Origin of the sequence: Streptomyces sp. AB3(2024) (assembly GCF_041862025.1) — a bacterium.
Lineage (GTDB): Bacteria > Actinomycetota > Actinomycetes > Streptomycetales > Streptomycetaceae > Streptomyces.
The window spans coordinates 154,134-171,272 of sequence record NZ_JBGWAB010000001.1 but is presented as its reverse complement, the minus strand read 5'-3'; the positions used below and the strand labels follow the sequence as shown (position 1 = coordinate 171,272).

Below are 17,139 nucleotides of genomic sequence, written 5' to 3'. Positions count from 1 at the left end.
CGGTCAGCGCGGCTTGTACTCCTCGTGCGGGATGGCACGTTGCCAGACGGCCTCGAACGCCGTGGTGCACAGGTGGACCCGCGCAGGATCGTCGGCGTACTCCCGCCCGTCCTCGTCCAACTGCCCCTCTCCGGTGAAGTGGTGGAAGAGGGCTTGGCTGCCGTCGAAGACCCAGAAGTCCGTACCTGGCAACGCCAAGTCCGTCGTCTGCCGGCGGGGCAGCCACCGGACCATCTCACCCGCAGCGAGATTGGTGAAGGTGCAGTCGTACTCATAGCGCACGTAGTCACTGATCGGCTCGGACACGATGCGGACCCGGCGGACCACCACTCCGCGCGCCGTGGCAGCACTCACCGCGTCGTGCCAGCCGCCCCACCACGACGACCGATCAGCCGGGTCCAGCCGTTTGCCCTGCTGCCAGGCAAGGAACTCCGGGTCATCGAGCATGTAGCTGTCACGCAACTTTTCCGGCTTCTCCGTTCTCGTCCGGGCGCGGGATGTACTTCAGCATCACCGCAGGGAGCCTGATGATCGTTTCGTGGTCCGGCACGTCCGTGGAGTGCCCGGGGATCGAGCCGATCTCCTGGCAGGCCTTCACCTCTTCCGACGTTGCCCTGTACGACTGGATCAGCAGGTCACCGGTCTCCTCATCAAGCCAGATGGTCGGGGACTCGTCGGTCGGCGTGTTCGGGACGATGCCGAGGAACCTTAGGTTCACGATCGCTCCACGAACGTGCACGAGCCTCACCCCTGTGACTGACTGGCGCAAGAGGGCGTCAGGACAAGCCCGTTGGTTCAGGATGCGAGTACGACTAAGCCCCCGACAGCCACCCCAGTACGGGCAGCCACCGGGGGCTCAGCACCGTTTCGCACGGCCTACCGGCCCCTTAGCGGGGTCGTTTTCAGGGGCTCAAGGAGGCCCTTACTCAGTGGCTGCAAGGGTCGGCAGTCCAAAAACGGGGCGGCACCCAGGGCACGTTTTCCGAGCTGGGGCCGGGGTCGCTGTAAGGGGTTCGCCAGAGCTTCCGCTACCGACAGCTGGAAGGGTTACCGCGGTGCTCAGGCGGCGCTGTCGGTTCCCAGCTTCGCCCAATGAATCTGGATGCGTTGCTCAGGGATGATCCGCTGTCCGCGCGCTCCCTTGGTCACTTCAACCCTGTCTATGGCGAGTGACAACCGGCCGCGCCGATCTTCGTTCGTCGCCTCGGCCCACGCCTCACGCAGGATGAGGCCGTCAAGCATCGGTGACACGTCCACGGACGGCATGGGGAGCTTGCGGAGATCGGTGCCAAGCCCTTCGATGCGCCCCCTCAGGCGCTCTGCAAGCCGGTTGTAGCGCTCCACGGCTGCGGGGCCGCTGAACTCACCGCGCACGTATCGCGCGTCCTCCAGATCGGCGAGGCGGGCTTCCTCATCCTGGATCTCAGCAGTAAGCGCATCACGTTTCGCGAAGGTCTCCGGGTCCACGCGGTGCACCCAGCGGTCTGCGATCGCGACAAGCAACGGGTCGTCCGGTTCGAGCGCTGGGAGCTTCGTGAGGAACTGTTCCGTCACGTACTGGTCCACCGCTTCAGCCAGCGCCGACGCTCCGATGCACTGGTTGCCCGCGCGGCGAGCCATGCACTGGTAGCTGCCTCCCACGCGGTGCATTCGGCGACCGCAGTCGGGTACCGCGCAGTAGACGAGTCCCGTGAGCAGCGCCGTCCCCTCGGGCTTCGGCCGCCGCTTTCCTGCGTGTACGAACGTCCTGGATTCCAGGGTGCGGATGATCTGTTCACGCTCTCCGACCGTGATGATCCCCTCGCCGATCTCGACGGTGTCCAGAGTCTCGGGATCGCGGTACGGGAAGACCCTGCCCGTGTACTTCCGCTCGCCGTCGTCCGTCTCGACGGTCTCGGTCTCCGGCATCAGGCCGGCGAACGCCGGCGAGCGCAGGAGCTGCATGATGCTCGCCGCGTTCCACTGCCCGCCTCTGGGCGAAAGAATCTCGTACTCGTTGAGAAGTCGGGCGATCTTGACCAGCGACGTTCCGGCGAGCGCTTCATCCGCGATGAGACGGGCGTGGACGGCGTGCTCCGGGTCATGGACGAGCTTCTTGGTCTGCGGGTCGATGAGCAGCCCGTACGGAGGCTGTCCGCCGATCCACTGACCCTTGCTGCGTAGGTAGCGCTTGGCATGGCCGACGCGTGTGCCGAGATTCTTCGACTCGGATCGGGCGAGTTCGGCGAGCATCGCCACGACCATGCGCGCCGAGTCGTTCGAGGTGTCGAGACCGTCCACCACCGAGACGAGACGGCCGCCGGCCTCCTCGATGCCGTCCAGCACCTTGCCGACCTGGCCGATGCCCTTGCGGGACAGGCGGTCCAGCTTCCAGACGATCAGCGTGCCCACGACGCCCGCCGTTACGGCCGCCAGCGCGGCGTCGAAGCCCTTGCGCTCAACGGTCTTGTAGCCGGAGCGCCCTCTGTCTATGTGGACCTTGCGGACGGTCAGTCCGTTGCGTTCGGCCCAGGCACGGCAGTCGGCTTCCTGCCGTTCGATTGCGGTCTTGCCGTCCCGGTCAAGAGACAGGCGGAGGTACAGGTCACAGATCGTGTCTTGGTGCACACACTCAGTGTGACGAAGAGTTCGGTGGTCCGTTGTCGATTTTCAAAAATCGAGGATCAATGTGCGACCTCGGAAGTCGGCGAGCTTCAGGTCCTTCCCGCCGGCGTTGATCCATCCGCCCTTGCCGATCAGCTCGGGGGCACGGACACGGGCACGCTTGCGGGGCGCGGGCGCGGGCGCGGGCGCGGGGGTGGGCGCCGGGGCTGCATCGTTCATGCTTCAGGCTTGCCATCCGCCCGTGAACACGGGATCACGTCGGCACGAAGGCCCTGCTCAGGCCTTCCCCGCCAGGCCGGTCTCCCAGGCCCACGCGGCGATGCCCACCCGGTTGCGCACCGCCAGCTTCGCCTGGATGCTGGCGACGTGGGTCTTGGCGGTGCCCGGCGAGATGAACAGCTCGGCGCCGACCTCGGCGTTGGTCAGTCCGCGTGCGACGAGCAGGGCGACCTCCCGCTCCCGCACGGTCAGGGGGTCGGCGGCGGTGGTCCGCGGCTGCGGAGCGGGCTCCGGAACAGGCTGCGGCGCGGACAGGCTGCGCAGCAGCCGGACCGTGAGCTGCGGACTGATCAGGGTGTCCCCGGCCATCGCCGCCCGTACCCCCTCGATCAGCAGGTTGGGGCCGGACCGCTTCAGCAGGAAGCCGCAGGCGCCGTTGCGCAGTGCGGTGTGCACGTAGTCGTCGAGGTCGAAGGTCGTGACGACGACGACGCGGACGGGGTGCTCGGCGGTCGGGCCCGCCAGCAGCCGGGTCACCTCCAGGCCGTCCAGGCGCGGCATCCGGATGTCGGCGAGTACGACGTCGGGCCGCAGCGTACGGGCGAGCTCGACCGCTTCCGCACCGTCGGCGGCCTCCCCGACGACGGTCATGTCGGGCTGCGAGTCGAGGATGAGCCGGAAGCCGTTGCGTACGTCTTCCTGGTCGTCGGCTATCAGGATGCGGGTGGTCACGGGCTCATGATGCCGTGGTGTGCGCTCCGGTGGCGGGGAGGACGGCGGTCACGCGCCAGCCGTCCCGGTGGGGGCCCGAGGCAAGGGTGCCGCCGGAGGCGCGGACGCGTTCGGCCAGTGCGAGCAGTCCGCCGCCGCCCCTGGCGCCCCTGGCGCCGCGTTCGAGGCGCGGGAGCCCGGGCAGGTGCGAAGGGCGGGCGCGGCCACCGTCGTTGGTGACGCTGACCTCGACGGTCGTACCGTCCGTGCTGAGCGCGACCCGTACACCGGGCGCTCCCGGCGCGTGCCGGCGGACGTTGGTGAGCGCCTCCACCACGATCCGGTGGACCGTGGCGGCCCCTTCGCGGGAGAGGGCTTCGGTGACGCCCGGGGCCAGGTCGAGCCGGGCTCGGACGTCTCCCGTTTCGCTGAACCGGTCTATCACCGCCGCGAGTTGGTCGGTGCCCGGGAGGGCCGTGCGGGCGCCGCCCGCGGCCTCGCCGTCGGTCGGGTCGCCGCTGCCGTCGCTGCCGTCGGTGTTCCGGTCGGTCTCGTGCAGCATCCGGACCGTACGGTCGATCGAGGCCAGTGCCGCGAGTCCGGCCCGCTCGATCCGCTCCAGCGCCTGGATCGCCGCCGCCGGATCGTGCTGGGCCACGAACCGGGCGGCCTGGGCCTGCACGACGATGCCGCTCACGTCGTGGGCGACGAAATCGTGCAGATCGTGGGCGAGTTCGAGCTGCTGGGCGCGGCGCGCGGCGAGGACCGCCTGTCGGCGGCGGTCCTCCATCAGACGGGGGTAGCCGCCTACGACGACCGCGCCGACGACCGGCGCCGACCAGAAGGCGATCATGCCCAGGCACTCGAAGAAGGAGGCGTCCGGTACGAGCGGGACGGTCCATACGGCGACGGCCGCGGCGCCGAGTCCACCGCCCGCCAGGAGCCGCCGCCGGGGCGAGCGGCGCACCGCCGCCGTCAGCAGCAGCAGTACCGCCCCCACGGCCACCAGGTGCCACACCGACCCTTCGGCCGTTCCGCGTCCGGGCCAGGCGAACGTGGCCACCAGGAGCAGTGCGCCGGCGGCGCCGGCGGCGGCCCCGGTCCACTCGTACGACCGCGGCCGGCAGCCGAAGGTGGCGAGGGCGACCGCGACGGCCGCGAGCGCCGGCACCGGCCGTACGCCCAGGAAGAGTGCGGCGACGCAGCAGGCGACGGTCACGACGCCGACGACGGCACGGTCCCGGTCCCGGTGCGCCATGCCCATGATCTTCACGCCCACGACCTTAGGGGCTGCCGGGGCGCGGGGCCTCTGCCGAACGGCATAGAGGGGCCGCCGGGCCCCGAAGCGGATCTCCCCATCGGCCGATGGTCGCGGACCGCCCCGGCGGCGGAGGCTGGTGACACACCGAAGAGCGGCTCAACCAGCCGCCCGAACAGAGGAGTTCGTCATGCTGCGCAGTACCGCCCTCCGTACGTCCCTCGTCGGCATCGCCGCACTGGCCGTCATCGGCGGCCTCACCGCTTCCGCCTCCGCTTCCGCCCCCGCTCCTGCCTCGGACGGGGCGCAGAAGGCGCCGAAGGAGTCGAGCCTCACCGGTTCCGCCAAGATGTTCCGGGCGGACGGCCAGCAGGTCCGCTTCTCCTTCGACGCACACGGCTTCGCACCGGCCGAGCCCGACGAGCCGGGCGCCCCGGCCGGCACCTCGCGCGGCACCTTCCGGTTCAGCCACTACACCGCCGACGGCAAGCAGGGCGCGTACGCCGAAGGCCGTATCGACTGCCTGCTGACCGGCGGTCCGGTCGCGACCGCCACCGGCGTCATCACCCGCTCCGACCTGCCCGACGGCGCGATCGGCAAGCGCGTCGGCTTCACCGTCTACGACGGGAAGGGCGACGGGAGGAAGGACCGGGTCGGCTACAGCTGGGCCGTGGGCAGCATCACCACGATGGAGGTGCCGAAGTGCCTGAGCGCCGCACCGTACGAGACCGTCGAGAGCGGCGACTTCAAGGTCGAGCACGTGCTGCCGCCCAACCCGTCGGGGAACACGGAGAAGGCGGAGAAGACCGGGAACGCGGGGAACGAGGGATGAGAGCGGCCATGGAGCGCGAACCGAGCCGGCGGGTGGTGCGGCTCGCCCGCCTCGCCGCGCTCGCCCCGCTGCCCACGGGGCTGTGGCGGATCGCCGGGGCGTGCGGAGTGCCGCTCGGTTTCTCCGGGGGAGACGCGCTGGCGGACGTCCGGTTCGGCAGCGGGTTCTCGCTCTACATGATCGGCCTGAGCGTGTTCGCCGAGATGCTGGGCTTCCTCGCCCTGGGGCTCGTCCAGCGGTGGGGCGAGGTCGCCCCTGACTGGCTGCCGCTGATCGGCGGCAGGCGCGTCCCGCCGCTCGCCGCCGTGATCCCCGCCGGTCTGGGGGCCGCCGTGCTGACCCTGCTGGGAGTCATGGGGGCCATCGGCTGGAACGACCCGGGGAACATGGGCGCCCCCGGTTCCCCGACCGGTGTGGCGTACTGGGTGATGACCGCCTGCTACCTGCCCCTGGTGGCCTGGGGACCGCTGCTGGCGGTCGTCACCCTCGCCTACCACCGCCGCCGCCGGAGCCCCGCACCCGGCCTCCGCCCCGTCACCGTGTGACACCTGCGAACTGCACCCGCAGGGGTGACGACGTGACCCCGGACCCTGTGGGAGCGTGCACCCATGCTCCCTACGCCGAACCACGACGAGGGCATCGACCCCGAGCGGGCACTGAAGTTTGCCGTGCGCCGGGTTCGCGGTCAGCGCGCGGAGCTGATCGAAGGCGTCATCGGGGACACCTTCCACTGCTGGAACCACGAGCACGTCCGACACTCTCTCCGTACACAGCTCTCGGCCACGGTCGAGGCACTGGACTGCATCACCGGCTCCGGGGACCTCGACCTGCCCGGATCGTTGAACTGGTACGTCCCCGACCTCGCCGTGGCTCCCAAGGACCTGGCGAAGGGCGGCGGATCCCTCCTCCCCGACCAGACCCTGCTGATCGTGGAGATCACCTCCGAGTCCAACGCCGAGACCGACCGCGTCGTCAAGCGCAGGCGGTACGCCGAGTACGGCGCTCCGCTCTACCTGCTGGTCGACCGGCTGGACAAGACCGTCACCCTGTTCTCCGGACCCGGCCGCCTCGGCTACACCGGGGTCGACGGGCCGCACGCCTTCGGGACGCCGGTGCGGCTGCCGGAGCCGTTCGGGATCGAGCTCGACACCGGTGGGCTGTAGATCCGGCCACCCACGGTAAGGTCGCGCTCACGCGTTCGAACCGGAAGTGCGACACGTGCTAGTTTTCCGGGCCGTGGCGACGACAGAGCTGATATCCGGAACCGGCCCCAACGGTCATGCGGCCGAAAGGGAACGGGCCTTGCCCGTGTCCCTTCCCTCGCTCACCGGGCTGCGGTGGACCGCCGCGCTGATGGTGTTCCTCTACCACGTGCACATCGTGGAGTACTTCGGCGGACGCGCCCAGGACCTGGTCACCTTCGCCTTCGGCGCCGGCAACAGCGGGGTGTCGTTCTTCTTCGTCCTCTCCGGCTTCGTCCTCGCCTGGTCCTCCGCCACGGCCCCCACCGGCCGGCGGGTCCTGACGTTCTACCGGCGCCGGTTCGCCCGCGTGTACCCGCTGCACCTGGTCACCGTCGCGTTCGCGCTGGTCATGGCCGTGGTCTTCGCGCCGGACACCCGCCAGGGGCTGGCGCCGCTGGTGGCGAACCTCGGGCTCGTGCAGTCCTGGGTGCTGGAGATCCCCTACTTCCAGGGCCTGAACCCGGTCAGCTGGTCCCTCGCCTGCGAGGCGTTCTTCTACCTCTGCTTCCCGCTGCTGCTCTGGCCGCTGCGTCGCCTCGGCCCGCGCTCCGCGTGGGTGGCCGCCGGGCTCGCGCTCGCCACCGTGGTGGCGGTCCCGACCGTCTGGGACCTCACCGGCGTCGCCGGCGGCACGGTCTGGGCGCAGTACTTCTTCCCGCTCGTGCGGCTCCCCGAGTTCGTCCTCGGCATCGCCGTGGCCGAACTCGTGCGCTCCGGCCGCTGGCGCGGCCCGGGGCTGACGGCCTCCCTCGCCCTGGCCCTGGGCGGCTATTTCCTGAACTACCAGGCCGACTACGCCTTCCGCTCCGTCGCCTGCACCGTCGTCGGCTTCACCTGCCTGATCGCCGCCGCCGCGCAGGCCGACCTGAAGGGCGAGCCCTCGCCCTGGCGGGGCCGGATCAGCGTGAAGCTGGGCGAGGTCTCCTTCGCCTTCTACATGGTCCACATCCTGGTGATCCGGACCGGCGAGCACCTCTTCGGCGGCCATCCGAAGCTGCCCCTGTGGGACGGCGGCCTGCTGGTGCTCGCCATCGCCTTCTCGGTGTCCCTGGCCCTCGCCTGGGCCCTGCACACCTGGGTGGAGGTCCCCGGACGGCGGCTGCTGCTCAGGCGGTGGCGAGGAACGAGTGCAGCGAGCCGGCCAGCGCCGTGACGAAGGCCTCCCGGACCGGTTCCGGGAGCAGCTCCAGCGACAGGTAGGGGTTGAGGTCCTCCAGTTCGACGAGGAGCAGCTCGCCCGAGGGGGCGCGGCAGGCGTCCACGCGCTGGATCCCGTGCGCGAGGGTGTTCCAGTCGATGAAGCGGCGGGCGAACTCCAGGTCGGCGGGGGTGGGCTCGTAGACCGTGAGCTCCCAGCGGCGCTCAGGGTCCGGGGCGTACAGGGCGTACTGGAAGGCGTCGTCGACGAAGTAGAAGGACACCTCGTAGGCGAAGTCGATCCGCGGCTGGATCAGGATCTCCCCGGCCGGTCCGGAGGGCTCCGCGGTGAAGGTGAGGCCGATGGAGTCGGCGCCCTGCTTGGGCTTGACCGCGTACGCGGGGACGCGCGGCAGCAGGTGCAGGTCGGCCGGGTCGTCGATGGTGGGGATCACCGGGTACCCGGCGGCGGTCAGGTCGAGGAGGTACTGCTTCCCGGCCATGTCGCCGCGGCCGGTGAGCGGGTTGTAGACGCGGGTTCCGGTGGCGAGCGCGGTGGCGCGGAAGGCGTCGTAGGCCTGCCGGTAGTGCAGGACCGGGCCGCTGTTGCGGACGATCACGGCGTCGAAGCCGGGCATCAGGGCCGCGGCGTCCAGCGGGTGGCACAGGGCCAGCGGGAAGTGCTCGCGCAGTCGGGCGGTGAGGAATATGTCCTCGTCGCCGTAGCGGCGGCCGCGCGCCGGGTAGGCCAGGTCGGTCACGTAGAGAAGAGGCATGGCGGCAACCTATCGCGGGCAACGATCAGCGCATGAAATACCTCGTACGGGACAAACTGCTGGCCATCGGGGACGACTACTGGATCGAGGACGAGGACGGCCGGCACGCCTTCCTCGTCGACGGGAAGGCGCTGCGCTTCCGCGACACCCTGGAGCTGAAGGACCGCGACGGCCGGATCCTGATCACCCTGCGGGCGAAGCTGTTCTCGCTGCGCGACGCGATGACCCTGGAGCGGGACGAGCTGCGGCTCGCGGTGATCCGCCGCAAGCGGCTCTCCCTGCTGCGCAACCACTTCCTGGTGACCCTGGCCGACGGCACGGAACTCGACGTCAGCGGGCGGATCCTGGACCGCGAGTTCAAGGTCGAGTACGACGGCGAGCTGCTCGCGCTGATCTCCCGCCAGTGGTTGCGGATCCGGGAGACCTACGCCGTCGACGTGGTCCGGGAGGACGCGGACCCGGCGCTGCTCATCGCGGTCGCCGTGTGCGTGATCCGGATGGCCGAAAAGGAGCGGGAGGGCCCGGACCCCGAAGGGTGAGGCGGCCGCTTCGGGGGACGCTCCGGGCCACGGGGGACCACCCGTCACCAGCAGGCGACCCACGCGATCCTGCCGGAGCACGGCGACGACCGCGGGTACGAGCGGCGGCGCCGGCCCCGGAGCCGGAGTGGCTCCAGGGCCTGGCCCTGCGCTGCCCGGCGGCCCTTCCGGTGCGGGTCGGCCAGCCGCGGACGGCCGGGGCGGGAGCGGACGGGGCGGGAGCGGACGGGCCCACCGGTGGCCCGGCCCGGCCGCCGCGCCGGGTCAGGAGCTGCGGTCGGCGGTGGCGCCCGGGGTGCGCAGGCCCAGCATCCGGTCCTTCAGCGCGGGGAACTGCTCCCGGGTCGCGGCGACCTTCTGCGGGTCGAGGTCGACGGTGAGCACGTCCTCGCCCGGTCCCGCCTCGGCCAGGACCTCGCCCCACGGGTCCACCACCAGGCTGTGCCCCGACTGCTCGACGCCCGCGTGGGTGCCGGCCAGCGCGCAGGCGAGTACGTACGACTGGTCCTCGACGGCCCGTGCGCGGTTGAGCAGTGTCCAGTGGGCGCGGCGCCGGGCCGGCCAGCCCGCCGCCACCACCATGGTGGTGGCGCCCGCGTCGACCAAACCCCGGAACAGCTCGGGGAAGCGCAGGTCGTAGCAGGTGGCCAGGCCCAGGGTCTGTTCCGGCAGGGTCACCGTGGTCAGCGAGTCCCCGGGCGACATCAGCACCGCCTCGCCCTGGTCGAAGCCGAAGCGGTGGATCTTGCGGTAGGTCGCGGCGAGCTCGCCCGCCGGGGACAGCACGAGGGCGGTGTTGTAGAGCGAGCCGTCGCCCGCGCGCTCGACGACCGAGCCCGCGTGCAGCCAGACCCCGGCGTCCCGGGCCGCCTTGGACATCGCCTCGTACGTCGGGCCGTCCAGCGGCTCCGCCTCGGTCTCGAACTGCTCGTAGGCGAAGGCCCCGACCGTCCACAGTTCGGGCAGCACCACGAGATCGGAGCCGCTCTGCTCCCGGACGAGTTCGGCGGCCCTCGACCGCCGGGAAGCCACCGACTCCCCCTCATTCACCGCGATTTGGATCAGCGAGGCGCGCACATTACCACCGTCCTGGCCTGTCGGCCGTCAACTCGGGCCTACGATCGTCACACGAAAGCACTGCCGGGGTGCTCATCGGCAGCGTAGTTTTGGGAATAGTCCACAACGCGCCACTGAAACTGCACGCGAGGGGTCCCGTTGACCGTCCATCCCAGCCTTGAGCCCTATGCCGACGCGTGGACGCATTCCATCGAGGCGATATCCGAGCTGGTGCGCCCGCTGCCCGAGTCCGACTGGAACCGGGCGACCCCCTGCCCCGGCTGGTCCGTCCGCGACATCGTGTCCCACGTCATCGGCATCGAGTGCGAGCAGCTCGGGGACCCGCGGCCGATCCACACCCTGCCGCGCGATCTGCGCCACGTGGTGGACGAGTTCACCCGGTACATGGAGGTCCAGGTTGACGTCCGGCGCCACCACACGGCCCCGGAGATGACCTCGGAGCTGGAGTACACCGTCATCCGGCGGCAGCGCCAGCTGCGCAACGAGAAGCGGGATCCGGCCACGATGGTGCGGGGTCCGCTCGGTGACCAGGTGACGCTGGAGTTCGCGCTGCGGCTGCGGGCGTTCGACGTGTGGATCCACGAGCAGGACCTGCGGGCCGCGCTGGGCGTACCCGGCAACTGGGACTCGCCGGGCGCGTACGTGGCGCGGGACCTCCTCCTCGCCGGGCTGGCGAAGGTGGTCGCGAAGGGGGCGGGCGCGCCCCCCAACTCGGCCGTGGTGGTGGACGTGCACGGGGCGCTGGAGTTCATGCGGATCGTACGGGTGGACGCGGCGGGCCGGGCCACCGTGGAGGAGACGCCCTCGCTGGGCCCGGCCGTGACGCTGACCATGGACTGGGAGACCTACGTACGGCTCGCCGCGGGCCGGGTGCGCCCGCGCGCGGTCGCCGACCGGGTGAAGGTGGAGGGCGACGAGGAGCTGGGCGACGCGATCCTGGCGGCCTTCGCGGTGACTCCGTAGCACCGGCGCCTCCCGACGGCCCTCAGGCCGTGGCCGGGGCGGGCGCCGGATCGCCGTGGGAGGCCACCGGGGCGGGAGCCCGGCGGTCCCGTTCGCGGGCCAGGGCCCGGCCGCGCAGGCCCAGGATCCGGGACACGCCGAGGGCCTGGAGGACGAACACCGAGGCGAAGGCGATCCGGTAGTCGTCGCCGGTGGCGTCGAGCAGGACGCCGACCGCCAGCAGGGTGGTCATCGAGGCGAGGAAGCCGCCCATGTTGGTGATCCCGGACGCGGTGCCCTGGCGCTCGGGCGGGTTGGCGGGCCGGGCGAAGTCGAAGCCGATCATCGAGGCGGGCCCGCAGGTGCCGAGCACCACGCACAGGGCGACGAGCAGCCACATCGGCGCCCGGTCCCCCGGGTAGGCGAGGACGGCGCCCCACAGCGTGGCGGTGGTCGCCACGGTGGCCAGGGCCAGCGGGATCCGGGAGGACTGGCGGCGGCCGACGATCTGGCCGTAGAGCAGTCCGAAGCCCATGTTGGAGGCGACCACCAGGGTGAGCAGCCCGCCCGCGGTGGTCCGGGACAGCCCCTGTGCCTCGACGAGGAACGGCATCCCCCACAGCAGCAGGAACACCATCGCCGGGAACTGGGTGGTGAAGTGCACCCACAGCCCGAGCTTCGTGCCGGGCTCCCGCCAGGAGTCGGCGATCTGACGGCGCACGAAGCCGCCGGAGCCGCCCGTGCCCCGGGCCGGGGCGGCCGTCCCGTACCCCTCGGGGTGGTCCCGCAGGAACAGCACCAGCGGCACCAGCACCACGAGCCCGGCGACCGCGCTGCCCGCGAAGGCGGGGACCCAGCCGAGGCCGTGCAGGACGGGTGCCAGCACGAGGGTGGAGACGAGGTTGCCGGCCATCCCCACCAGCCCGGCCAGTTGCGCCATCAGCGGCCCGCGCCGGGCGGGGAACCAGCGGGTGCCCAGGCGCAGGACGGAGATGAAGGTCATGGCGTCGCCGCAGCCGAGCAGGGCGCGCGCGGCCAGCGCCATCCCGTAGGACGGGGACAGCGCGAAGCCGACCTGCCCGGCGGTGAAGAGGACGGCGCCCAGGGTGAGGACCTTCTTGGTGCCGAGCCGGTCCACCATCAGGCCGACGGGTATCTGCATGCCGGCGTAGACCAGCAGCTGGAGGAGGGAGAAGGCCGCCAGCGCGGAGGCGTTGACGTGGAAGCGGTCGGCGGCGTCGAGTCCGGCGACGCCGAGGCTGGTGCGGAAGATGACGGCGACGAAGTAGACGGCGACGCCGATCGACCAGACGGCCACGGCCTTGCGCCCGCCCGGCGGGTCCTGGGGCAGCCCGCTCATCGGCCCGCCCCCCGCACCAGCGCCTCGACCCGCCCGACGTGCCCGCGTACGGCGGCCGCGGCGGTGTCGGCCTCGCCGGCGCGCAGGGCGTCCAGGATCTCGGTGTGCTCGGCGAGGGTCAGCTCCACCCGGTCGGGGTGCGCGTGCAGCAGGGCCACGCCCATCCGCAGCTGGCGGTCGCGGAGCTGGTCGTAGAGCCGCGACAGGATCTGGTTGCCGGCGTGGCGGACGATCTCGGCGTGGAAGCCCCGGTCGGCGGCCATCAGCGCGGGCAGGTCCCCCACGGCGGCGTGCCGGCGCTGCTCCTCGACCAGTTCCGCGAGCCGCTCCAGCAGGGCGGGGGGTGCGGGTACGGCCCGGCGGACGGTGAACTCCTCGACCAGCAGCCGGGTTTCGATGACGTCGGCGATCTCCTGAGCGGAGACCGGCAGCACCAGGGCGCCCTTCTTCGGGTAGAGCTTCAGCAGGCCCTCGGTCTCCAGCCGCAGCAGCGCCTCGCGGACGGGCGTGCGGGAGACGCCGACGGCCTCGGCGAGTTCCCCCTCCGTGAGCAGTACCCCGCCCTCGTAGCGGCGGTCCAGGACGCCCTGCTTGACGTGGCGGTACACGCGGTCGGCGGCGGGCGGCGGCTTCGGGCCGGGTGCGGCCGTGGGGAGGGGCATGAGCACAGGATAGATACATCATGGATGCGCGCGGTCGCACGTCCGCCATCCGGACGGCCCACCGCCCACCGCTCCTCACCGCTCAGCGAGGACCGTGGACCTCGACCTCCAGCAGGAGTTCGTCGTACGGGGCCTCCTGCGGGTACGGCGGCCTGATCTGGGCGAACCGGATCCGGGCCCGCGCCCCGGGCCGGCGGCCCCGGAGCGTGTACGCCCGCTCGACCGCCCCCCCGGGCAGGAGCCCGCGCTCCGCGCCGGGCCCGGCGTCCGCCACCGCGACCGTGACGGCGTCCTCGTCCCCCGTCACCTGCCAGGTCCACACGTAGCCGCGCGCCCCCCGGCCGGGCAGCCGCAGGGTGTACGTCTCGCCCGGCCCGAGCTCGATCCGGCGCACCTCCACCCGCGGCCCCTCTCATGCCGGGCCGATGACCGGCCCCTCGTGCCAGCCGGCACCGTCCCGCCAGTAGTGCTGGAGCAGGCGGTCGGTGCGCAGGACGACCACTTCCAGGTTGAACCCGAAGCTGCCCTGGAGCATCCCGGTGACCGTGAGCACGTCGTGTCCGAAGACGGCGCCGCGGGCCCACGCGGCGCCCGAGGCGTTCCCGCGCCACCAGTGCTCGACGCGGCCGTCCGCGCGGGCCGCGCACAGTTCGTAGTTCCCGGCGGTGTCCTCGTCCGCGGCCCCGTACTGGGCCTCGACCATGCAGGGCGCCGAGGTGATCCCCCCGCCGAAGACCTCGCCGGGGCGCCAGACGAAGCCGTTGGCGTCGTCGCGCCACCACAGCTGCATCGTGCCGTCCGTACGGGCCGCCACCAGGTCCAGGTGGCGGCTGCGGGTCTGCACCAGGGCGGGGCCGTAGTGGGCGATCCCGGAGGCGAAGCGGCCGCCGTCGTTCCAGGTCCAGGGAGCGCCGTTGATCCGCCACCAGTGGTTCAGGCGGCCGTCGGCGGTGCGCACGACCACCTCGAAGTTGCCCGGCGCGCCGTAGTCGCTCTGGATGAACCCGGGCGTCGAGCCGAGCGCCGCGTCCCCGGGGCCGAAGGCGCCGCCGTCGCGCCAGACGCCGACGGACTGCTCGTAGTACCAGTGGCGCAGCCGGCCGCCCGTGGTGACGTGCAGGGACTCCATGTTCCGGTTGTAGGTGGAGCCGGTGAAGGCGGGCTGGCCGCCGGCGTCGCCGGCGAAGGACGCCCCCCGGGACCAGGCGAAGGGCGCGTCGCCCTCGCGCCACCAGTGCTGGAGCCGGCCGCCGCCGCCCGCCGCCGCGGCCATCTCGAAGTTGCGGTGGGCCCGGCCGTTGCCGCTCTCGTAGACGCTGCCCGCGTGCAGGCGGCGCTTGCTCCAGGGGTCGATGTTGGTGCCGCGCAGTCCGCACTTGGCCCAGTAGTCGATGTTGACCTCGCCGTAGGCGATCCGGCCGTACCCGCCGACGTGGTAGCCGGTCCCCCAGGAGTTCTTGAACAGCCAGCAGCCGGCCGCGTCGTCGTAGCCGACGACCAGCACGCAGTGGCCGCCCGCGAGCCGGTCGCTGGTGCGGTGGTAGACGCCGGAGCCGAGCCCGAAGAAGTCGTCGTAGACGTCGAAGCAGGCGGTGAGCGGGCCGACCGTGTCCAGCCACGCCTTCTGCTGCTCCACGTCCCCGAGACGGACGTATTCGGTGATCCGCACGGTCCGGCCCGAACGGTCCCAGCTGGGCGTGTACTCGGCCCGCCAGGCGTCGCGCCGCTCGGCGGGCAGTCCGGGGGGCGGGGGGCTGTAGGGCCAGCAGTCCGGGTCGGCGAGGCCACCGTTGGCGCGGATCCAGTCGAGGGCGGTCTCCGGGTTGCCTCCCTGCCCGCAGGTGGACTTGAGCCCGTCGTGGACGTCCCCCTCGGACCGCTCCGCCCACACGTCGTGCTCGATCCGGGCCATCGACTCGACGAGACCGGCCGCGCCGAAGGCCCAGCAGGACCCGCAGGGGTTCTGGTCCTTCACCTTCGTCAGCCACGGCCAGCCCCAACGGGACCGCCAGTCCACGGCGGTGGGCCGGCCGGCCGTCACGCCCGCCGCCGTCGGCGCGTCCGCGTCCGTTCCGGCGGCGCTGCCCGTGGCGGTGCCCGCGCCGCCGTCCGAGGGGCCGGATGCGGCGCCGTCCGGCAGCAGGCCGTGCGCGGCGCGGCGCCGGGTCAGGTGCGGATTGCCGCTGGGGTGGCCGATCAGGGCCCTCAGGTCCACGGTCCCGGCCTCCGCGGCCGGGGTCAGGTTCACCCCCGGTTCCAGACCGAGCGCGGGGCGCGGCACGGGCTCCCCGTCGGCCAGGTGCTCGCTCACCGACCACCGCGCCCCCCGCGCCACGAGCTGTGCCCGCAGCTCCCCGGCCGTCTGGACAGACTCCCCCGGCATACCGCCCCCAGCTGCAACCGCCCCGTTCCTGAGCCCCGGGAGCGTCTCCCCGTCGCCGGACCGCGTCAAGGGGGTCCGCGCGGTCGCGCGGAGGCACGGGGGTCGTACGGTGCGGGAAGTCCGCCGACGGCTGCGGCTACGGGGCCATCGCCTGCCCCCCGATGCCCGCGGCCCCCGCCAGCTGTGCCCGCCACCACGCCGCCACCTCGTCGCGGCTCATCCGCGCCCACGGCGGCGTGCGCTCCACCTGTGCCCGGCCCAGCCGGCGGGCCAGGGCGACGAGGTCGCGGCCGGCCGGTCCCCGGGCGGCCTGGTAGGCGTCCAGCAGTTCCTCCCAGGAGTCCGCGCGGCGCCACGCGGCGGCGAACGCGGTCGCGTCCTGGAGCGCCTTCGCGGCGCCGCTGGTGTTGTGCGGGCGCACCACGGTGGCCGCGTCACCGGCGAGCAGGAGCCGCCCGGCGGTGGTGCGCGCGGTCTCCAGGTCGTAGATGGGCTGCACGAAGGTGTCCGCCGGGTCGGTCAGCGTGAGCGCCCGGCCCCAGTACGGCGGGAACTCCCGCTCCAGGAGCTCCCGCAGGTGCCCCGACAGTTCCGGGGTCAGCGCGCCCGGCGGGAAGCTGGTCGGGTCGTCGTAGCGCAGGGCGCCGTCCCTCGGCGGCGGGGCGTAGAGCACCCAGTTCACCCGGGGGCCGTCCGGACCGGGGATCCGGTAGATCACGCAGCTCCCGCCCGCGAAGCAGACGGTGGTGACGGCCTCGGGGTGCGGGTCGGCGCCCCCGCCGTCGGGCTCCGGCAGCCGTGCCGCGTCGAAGTTGCCGCGCCAGCACACGTACCCGGCGTAGTGCGGCCGGGACCCGGGGCAGACCGCCTCGCGGACCACCGAGCGGTAGCCGTCCGCCCCGACGGCCAGGTCGTACCGCTCGACGGCACCGTCGGCGGTCCGCACCTCGGCGGCGCCGCCCGCGTCCGCGGCCACGCCCGCCACCGTCACGCCCTGCCGGTAGCGCACCCCGTCGGGGGTGGCCGCGCGCAGCCCGCGCCACAGCAGCCCCCAGTGGTACGAGTGGAAGGGGAAGGGCTGCTCCCAGATCAGCCGGCCGCCCTGCGCGCCGGGCTCCCGCACCACCCACCGGCGCCGCTCCAGCCGGTGCGCGGGGATCCCCGCGGGCAGCGCCCCGGCCGCGGCCAGTTCGGCGGCCCGGTCGTCGTGGACGCAGAGCCCGAGGCCCCGGTCCGCGAGCCGGCCGCGCGTGCGCTCCAGTACGACGACCTCGTCCGCCCCCGCCCGCACGGCCGCGGAGGCGAACGCGCACCCCGCGATGCTCCCGCCGACCACGGCGACCGTTCCACCCTGCATGTTCCGACTCCCGACCTCGTTGGTTGTGTGCGGAGCCC

At 72.5% G+C, this 17,139-nt stretch carries 19 protein-coding genes; 6 read left to right on the top strand and 13 right to left on the bottom strand.

All coding sequences use genetic code 11. The annotated features are described in order from the left end of the window. Nucleotides 1-3: 3 nt before the first annotated feature. From ACEPPI_RS00815 to ACEPPI_RS00790, 6 genes are all read right to left on the bottom strand, one after another. Nucleotides 4-462, bottom strand: a complete 459-nt coding sequence (locus ACEPPI_RS00815; protein WP_373913293.1) for a DUF6879 family protein — start codon at nt 460-462, stop codon at nt 4-6. Next, entirely contained in the window at nt 455-718 is a 264-nt protein-coding gene (locus tag ACEPPI_RS00810) for a hypothetical protein (protein WP_373913330.1), read from the bottom strand. The genes ACEPPI_RS00815 and ACEPPI_RS00810 overlap by 8 nt, the downstream gene beginning before the upstream one ends. 341 nt (nt 719-1,059) lie before the next feature. Next, on the bottom strand, nt 1,060-2,607 hold the full coding sequence (locus tag ACEPPI_RS00805; RefSeq protein ID WP_373913292.1) for a recombinase family protein: 1,548 nt from the start codon (nt 2,605-2,607) through the stop codon (nt 1,060-1,062). 42 nt (nt 2,608-2,649) lie between these two features. After that, entirely contained in the window at nt 2,650-2,823 is a 174-nt protein-coding gene (locus ACEPPI_RS00800; RefSeq protein ID WP_373913331.1) for a hypothetical protein, read from the bottom strand. A gap of 57 nt (nt 2,824-2,880) precedes the next feature. Further along, entirely contained in the window at nt 2,881-3,555 is a 675-nt protein-coding gene (locus tag ACEPPI_RS00795) for a response regulator (protein ID WP_373913291.1), read from the bottom strand. A gap of 4 nt (nt 3,556-3,559) precedes the next feature. Then, the gene (locus tag ACEPPI_RS00790) at nt 3,560-4,798 is read right to left on the bottom strand and encodes a sensor histidine kinase (protein ID WP_373913329.1); all 1,239 of its coding nucleotides are present in this window, start codon (nt 4,796-4,798) and stop codon (nt 3,560-3,562) included. Nucleotides 4,799-4,982: 184 nt separating this feature from the next. On the opposite strand from ACEPPI_RS00790, the gene ACEPPI_RS00785 reads away from it, so the two are divergent. From ACEPPI_RS00785 to ACEPPI_RS00770, 4 genes are all read left to right on the top strand, one after another. Continuing rightward, nucleotides 4,983-5,624, top strand: coding sequence for a hypothetical protein (locus ACEPPI_RS00785; protein ID WP_373913290.1), 642 nt, complete (start codon nt 4,983-4,985; stop codon nt 5,622-5,624). An 8-nt stretch (nt 5,625-5,632) separates the two neighbouring features. Then, entirely contained in the window at nt 5,633-6,169 is a 537-nt protein-coding gene (locus ACEPPI_RS00780) for a hypothetical protein (protein WP_373913289.1), read from the top strand. Nucleotides 6,170-6,232: 63 nt separating this feature from the next. Beyond that, nucleotides 6,233-6,787: a Uma2 family endonuclease gene (locus tag ACEPPI_RS00775; protein WP_373913288.1), complete on the top strand. Its 555-nt coding sequence runs from the start codon at nt 6,233-6,235 to the stop codon at nt 6,785-6,787. Nucleotides 6,788-6,932: 145 nt separating this feature from the next. Beyond that, on the top strand, nt 6,933-8,021 hold the full coding sequence (locus ACEPPI_RS00770; protein WP_373913327.1) for an acyltransferase family protein: 1,089 nt from the start codon (nt 6,933-6,935) through the stop codon (nt 8,019-8,021). Here the strand turns inward: ACEPPI_RS00770 and ACEPPI_RS00765 are convergent. Beyond that, on the bottom strand, nt 7,975-8,781 hold the full coding sequence (locus tag ACEPPI_RS00765; protein WP_373913287.1) for a hypothetical protein: 807 nt from the start codon (nt 8,779-8,781) through the stop codon (nt 7,975-7,977). The genes ACEPPI_RS00770 and ACEPPI_RS00765 overlap by 47 nt on opposite strands. A 32-nt stretch (nt 8,782-8,813) precedes the next feature. On the opposite strand from ACEPPI_RS00765, the gene ACEPPI_RS00760 reads away from it, so the two are divergent. Continuing rightward, nucleotides 8,814-9,320: an LURP-one-related/scramblase family protein gene (locus ACEPPI_RS00760; RefSeq protein WP_373913286.1), complete on the top strand. Its 507-nt coding sequence runs from the start codon at nt 8,814-8,816 to the stop codon at nt 9,318-9,320. 264 nt (nt 9,321-9,584) lie between these two features. Here ACEPPI_RS00760 and ACEPPI_RS00755 read toward each other — a convergent pair whose 3' ends face one another. Continuing rightward, nucleotides 9,585-10,397: a carbon-nitrogen family hydrolase gene (locus ACEPPI_RS00755; RefSeq protein ID WP_373913285.1), complete on the bottom strand. Its 813-nt coding sequence runs from the start codon at nt 10,395-10,397 to the stop codon at nt 9,585-9,587. Between the two features lie 138 nt (nt 10,398-10,535). Here ACEPPI_RS00755 and ACEPPI_RS00750 point away from each other — a divergent pair, with 138 nt between their 5' ends. Continuing rightward, entirely contained in the window at nt 10,536-11,360 is an 825-nt protein-coding gene (locus tag ACEPPI_RS00750; RefSeq protein WP_373913284.1) for a maleylpyruvate isomerase family mycothiol-dependent enzyme, read from the top strand. A 22-nt stretch (nt 11,361-11,382) separates the two neighbouring features. On the opposite strand, the gene ACEPPI_RS00745 is transcribed toward ACEPPI_RS00750, so the two are convergent. The 5 genes from ACEPPI_RS00745 to ACEPPI_RS00725 form a co-directional block, all read right to left on the bottom strand. Continuing rightward, nucleotides 11,383-12,699 (bottom strand): nitrate/nitrite transporter, encoded by a 1,317-nt coding sequence (locus ACEPPI_RS00745; RefSeq protein ID WP_373913283.1) that lies wholly within the window; start codon nt 12,697-12,699, stop codon nt 11,383-11,385. Further along, a complete protein-coding gene (locus tag ACEPPI_RS00740; RefSeq protein ID WP_373913282.1) occupies nt 12,696-13,361 on the bottom strand; it encodes a GntR family transcriptional regulator in 666 nt (221 codons plus the stop codon). The genes ACEPPI_RS00745 and ACEPPI_RS00740 overlap by 4 nt, the downstream gene beginning before the upstream one ends. Before the next feature lie 82 nt (nt 13,362-13,443). Continuing rightward, nucleotides 13,444-13,761, bottom strand: a complete 318-nt coding sequence (locus ACEPPI_RS00735; protein WP_373913281.1) for a hypothetical protein — start codon at nt 13,759-13,761, stop codon at nt 13,444-13,446. A 12-nt stretch (nt 13,762-13,773) separates the two neighbouring features. After that, complete coding sequence (locus ACEPPI_RS00730; protein WP_373913280.1) at nt 13,774-15,744, bottom strand: C1 family peptidase; 1,971 nt, start codon at nt 15,742-15,744, stop codon at nt 13,774-13,776. Nucleotides 15,745-15,880: 136 nt separating this feature from the next. Further along, nucleotides 15,881-17,101, bottom strand: coding sequence for an FAD-dependent monooxygenase (locus ACEPPI_RS00725; protein WP_373913279.1), 1,221 nt, complete (start codon nt 17,099-17,101; stop codon nt 15,881-15,883). Nucleotides 17,102-17,139: the final 38 nt, after the last annotated feature.

What these genes read in the sequence shown, in the direction of transcription:
- ACEPPI_RS00785 (WP_373913290.1), top strand. Translation starts at nt 4,983, where the DNA reads ATGCTGCGCAGTACCGCCCTCCGTACGTCCCTCGTCGGCATCGCCGCA.
- ACEPPI_RS00765 (WP_373913287.1), bottom strand. Translation starts at nt 8,781, where the DNA reads ATGCCTCTTCTCTACGTGACCGACCTGGCCTACCCGGCGCGCGGCCGC.
- ACEPPI_RS00740 (WP_373913282.1), bottom strand. Translation starts at nt 13,361, where the DNA reads ATGCCCCTCCCCACGGCCGCACCCGGCCCGAAGCCGCCGCCCGCCGCC.
- ACEPPI_RS00780 (WP_373913289.1), top strand. Translation starts at nt 5,633, where the DNA reads ATGGAGCGCGAACCGAGCCGGCGGGTGGTGCGGCTCGCCCGCCTCGCC.
- ACEPPI_RS00800 (WP_373913331.1), bottom strand. Translation starts at nt 2,823, where the DNA reads ATGAACGATGCAGCCCCGGCGCCCACCCCCGCGCCCGCGCCCGCGCCC.
- ACEPPI_RS00725 (WP_373913279.1), bottom strand. Translation starts at nt 17,101, where the DNA reads ATGCAGGGTGGAACGGTCGCCGTGGTCGGCGGGAGCATCGCGGGGTGC.
- ACEPPI_RS00745 (WP_373913283.1), bottom strand. Translation starts at nt 12,699, where the DNA reads ATGAGCGGGCTGCCCCAGGACCCGCCGGGCGGGCGCAAGGCCGTGGCC.
- ACEPPI_RS00790 (WP_373913329.1), bottom strand. Translation starts at nt 4,798, where the DNA reads ATGGGCATGGCGCACCGGGACCGGGACCGTGCCGTCGTCGGCGTCGTG.
- ACEPPI_RS00730 (WP_373913280.1), bottom strand. Translation starts at nt 15,744, where the DNA reads ATGCCGGGGGAGTCTGTCCAGACGGCCGGGGAGCTGCGGGCACAGCTC.
- ACEPPI_RS00760 (WP_373913286.1), top strand. Translation starts at nt 8,814, where the DNA reads ATGAAATACCTCGTACGGGACAAACTGCTGGCCATCGGGGACGACTAC.
- ACEPPI_RS00775 (WP_373913288.1), top strand. Translation starts at nt 6,233, where the DNA reads ATGCTCCCTACGCCGAACCACGACGAGGGCATCGACCCCGAGCGGGCA.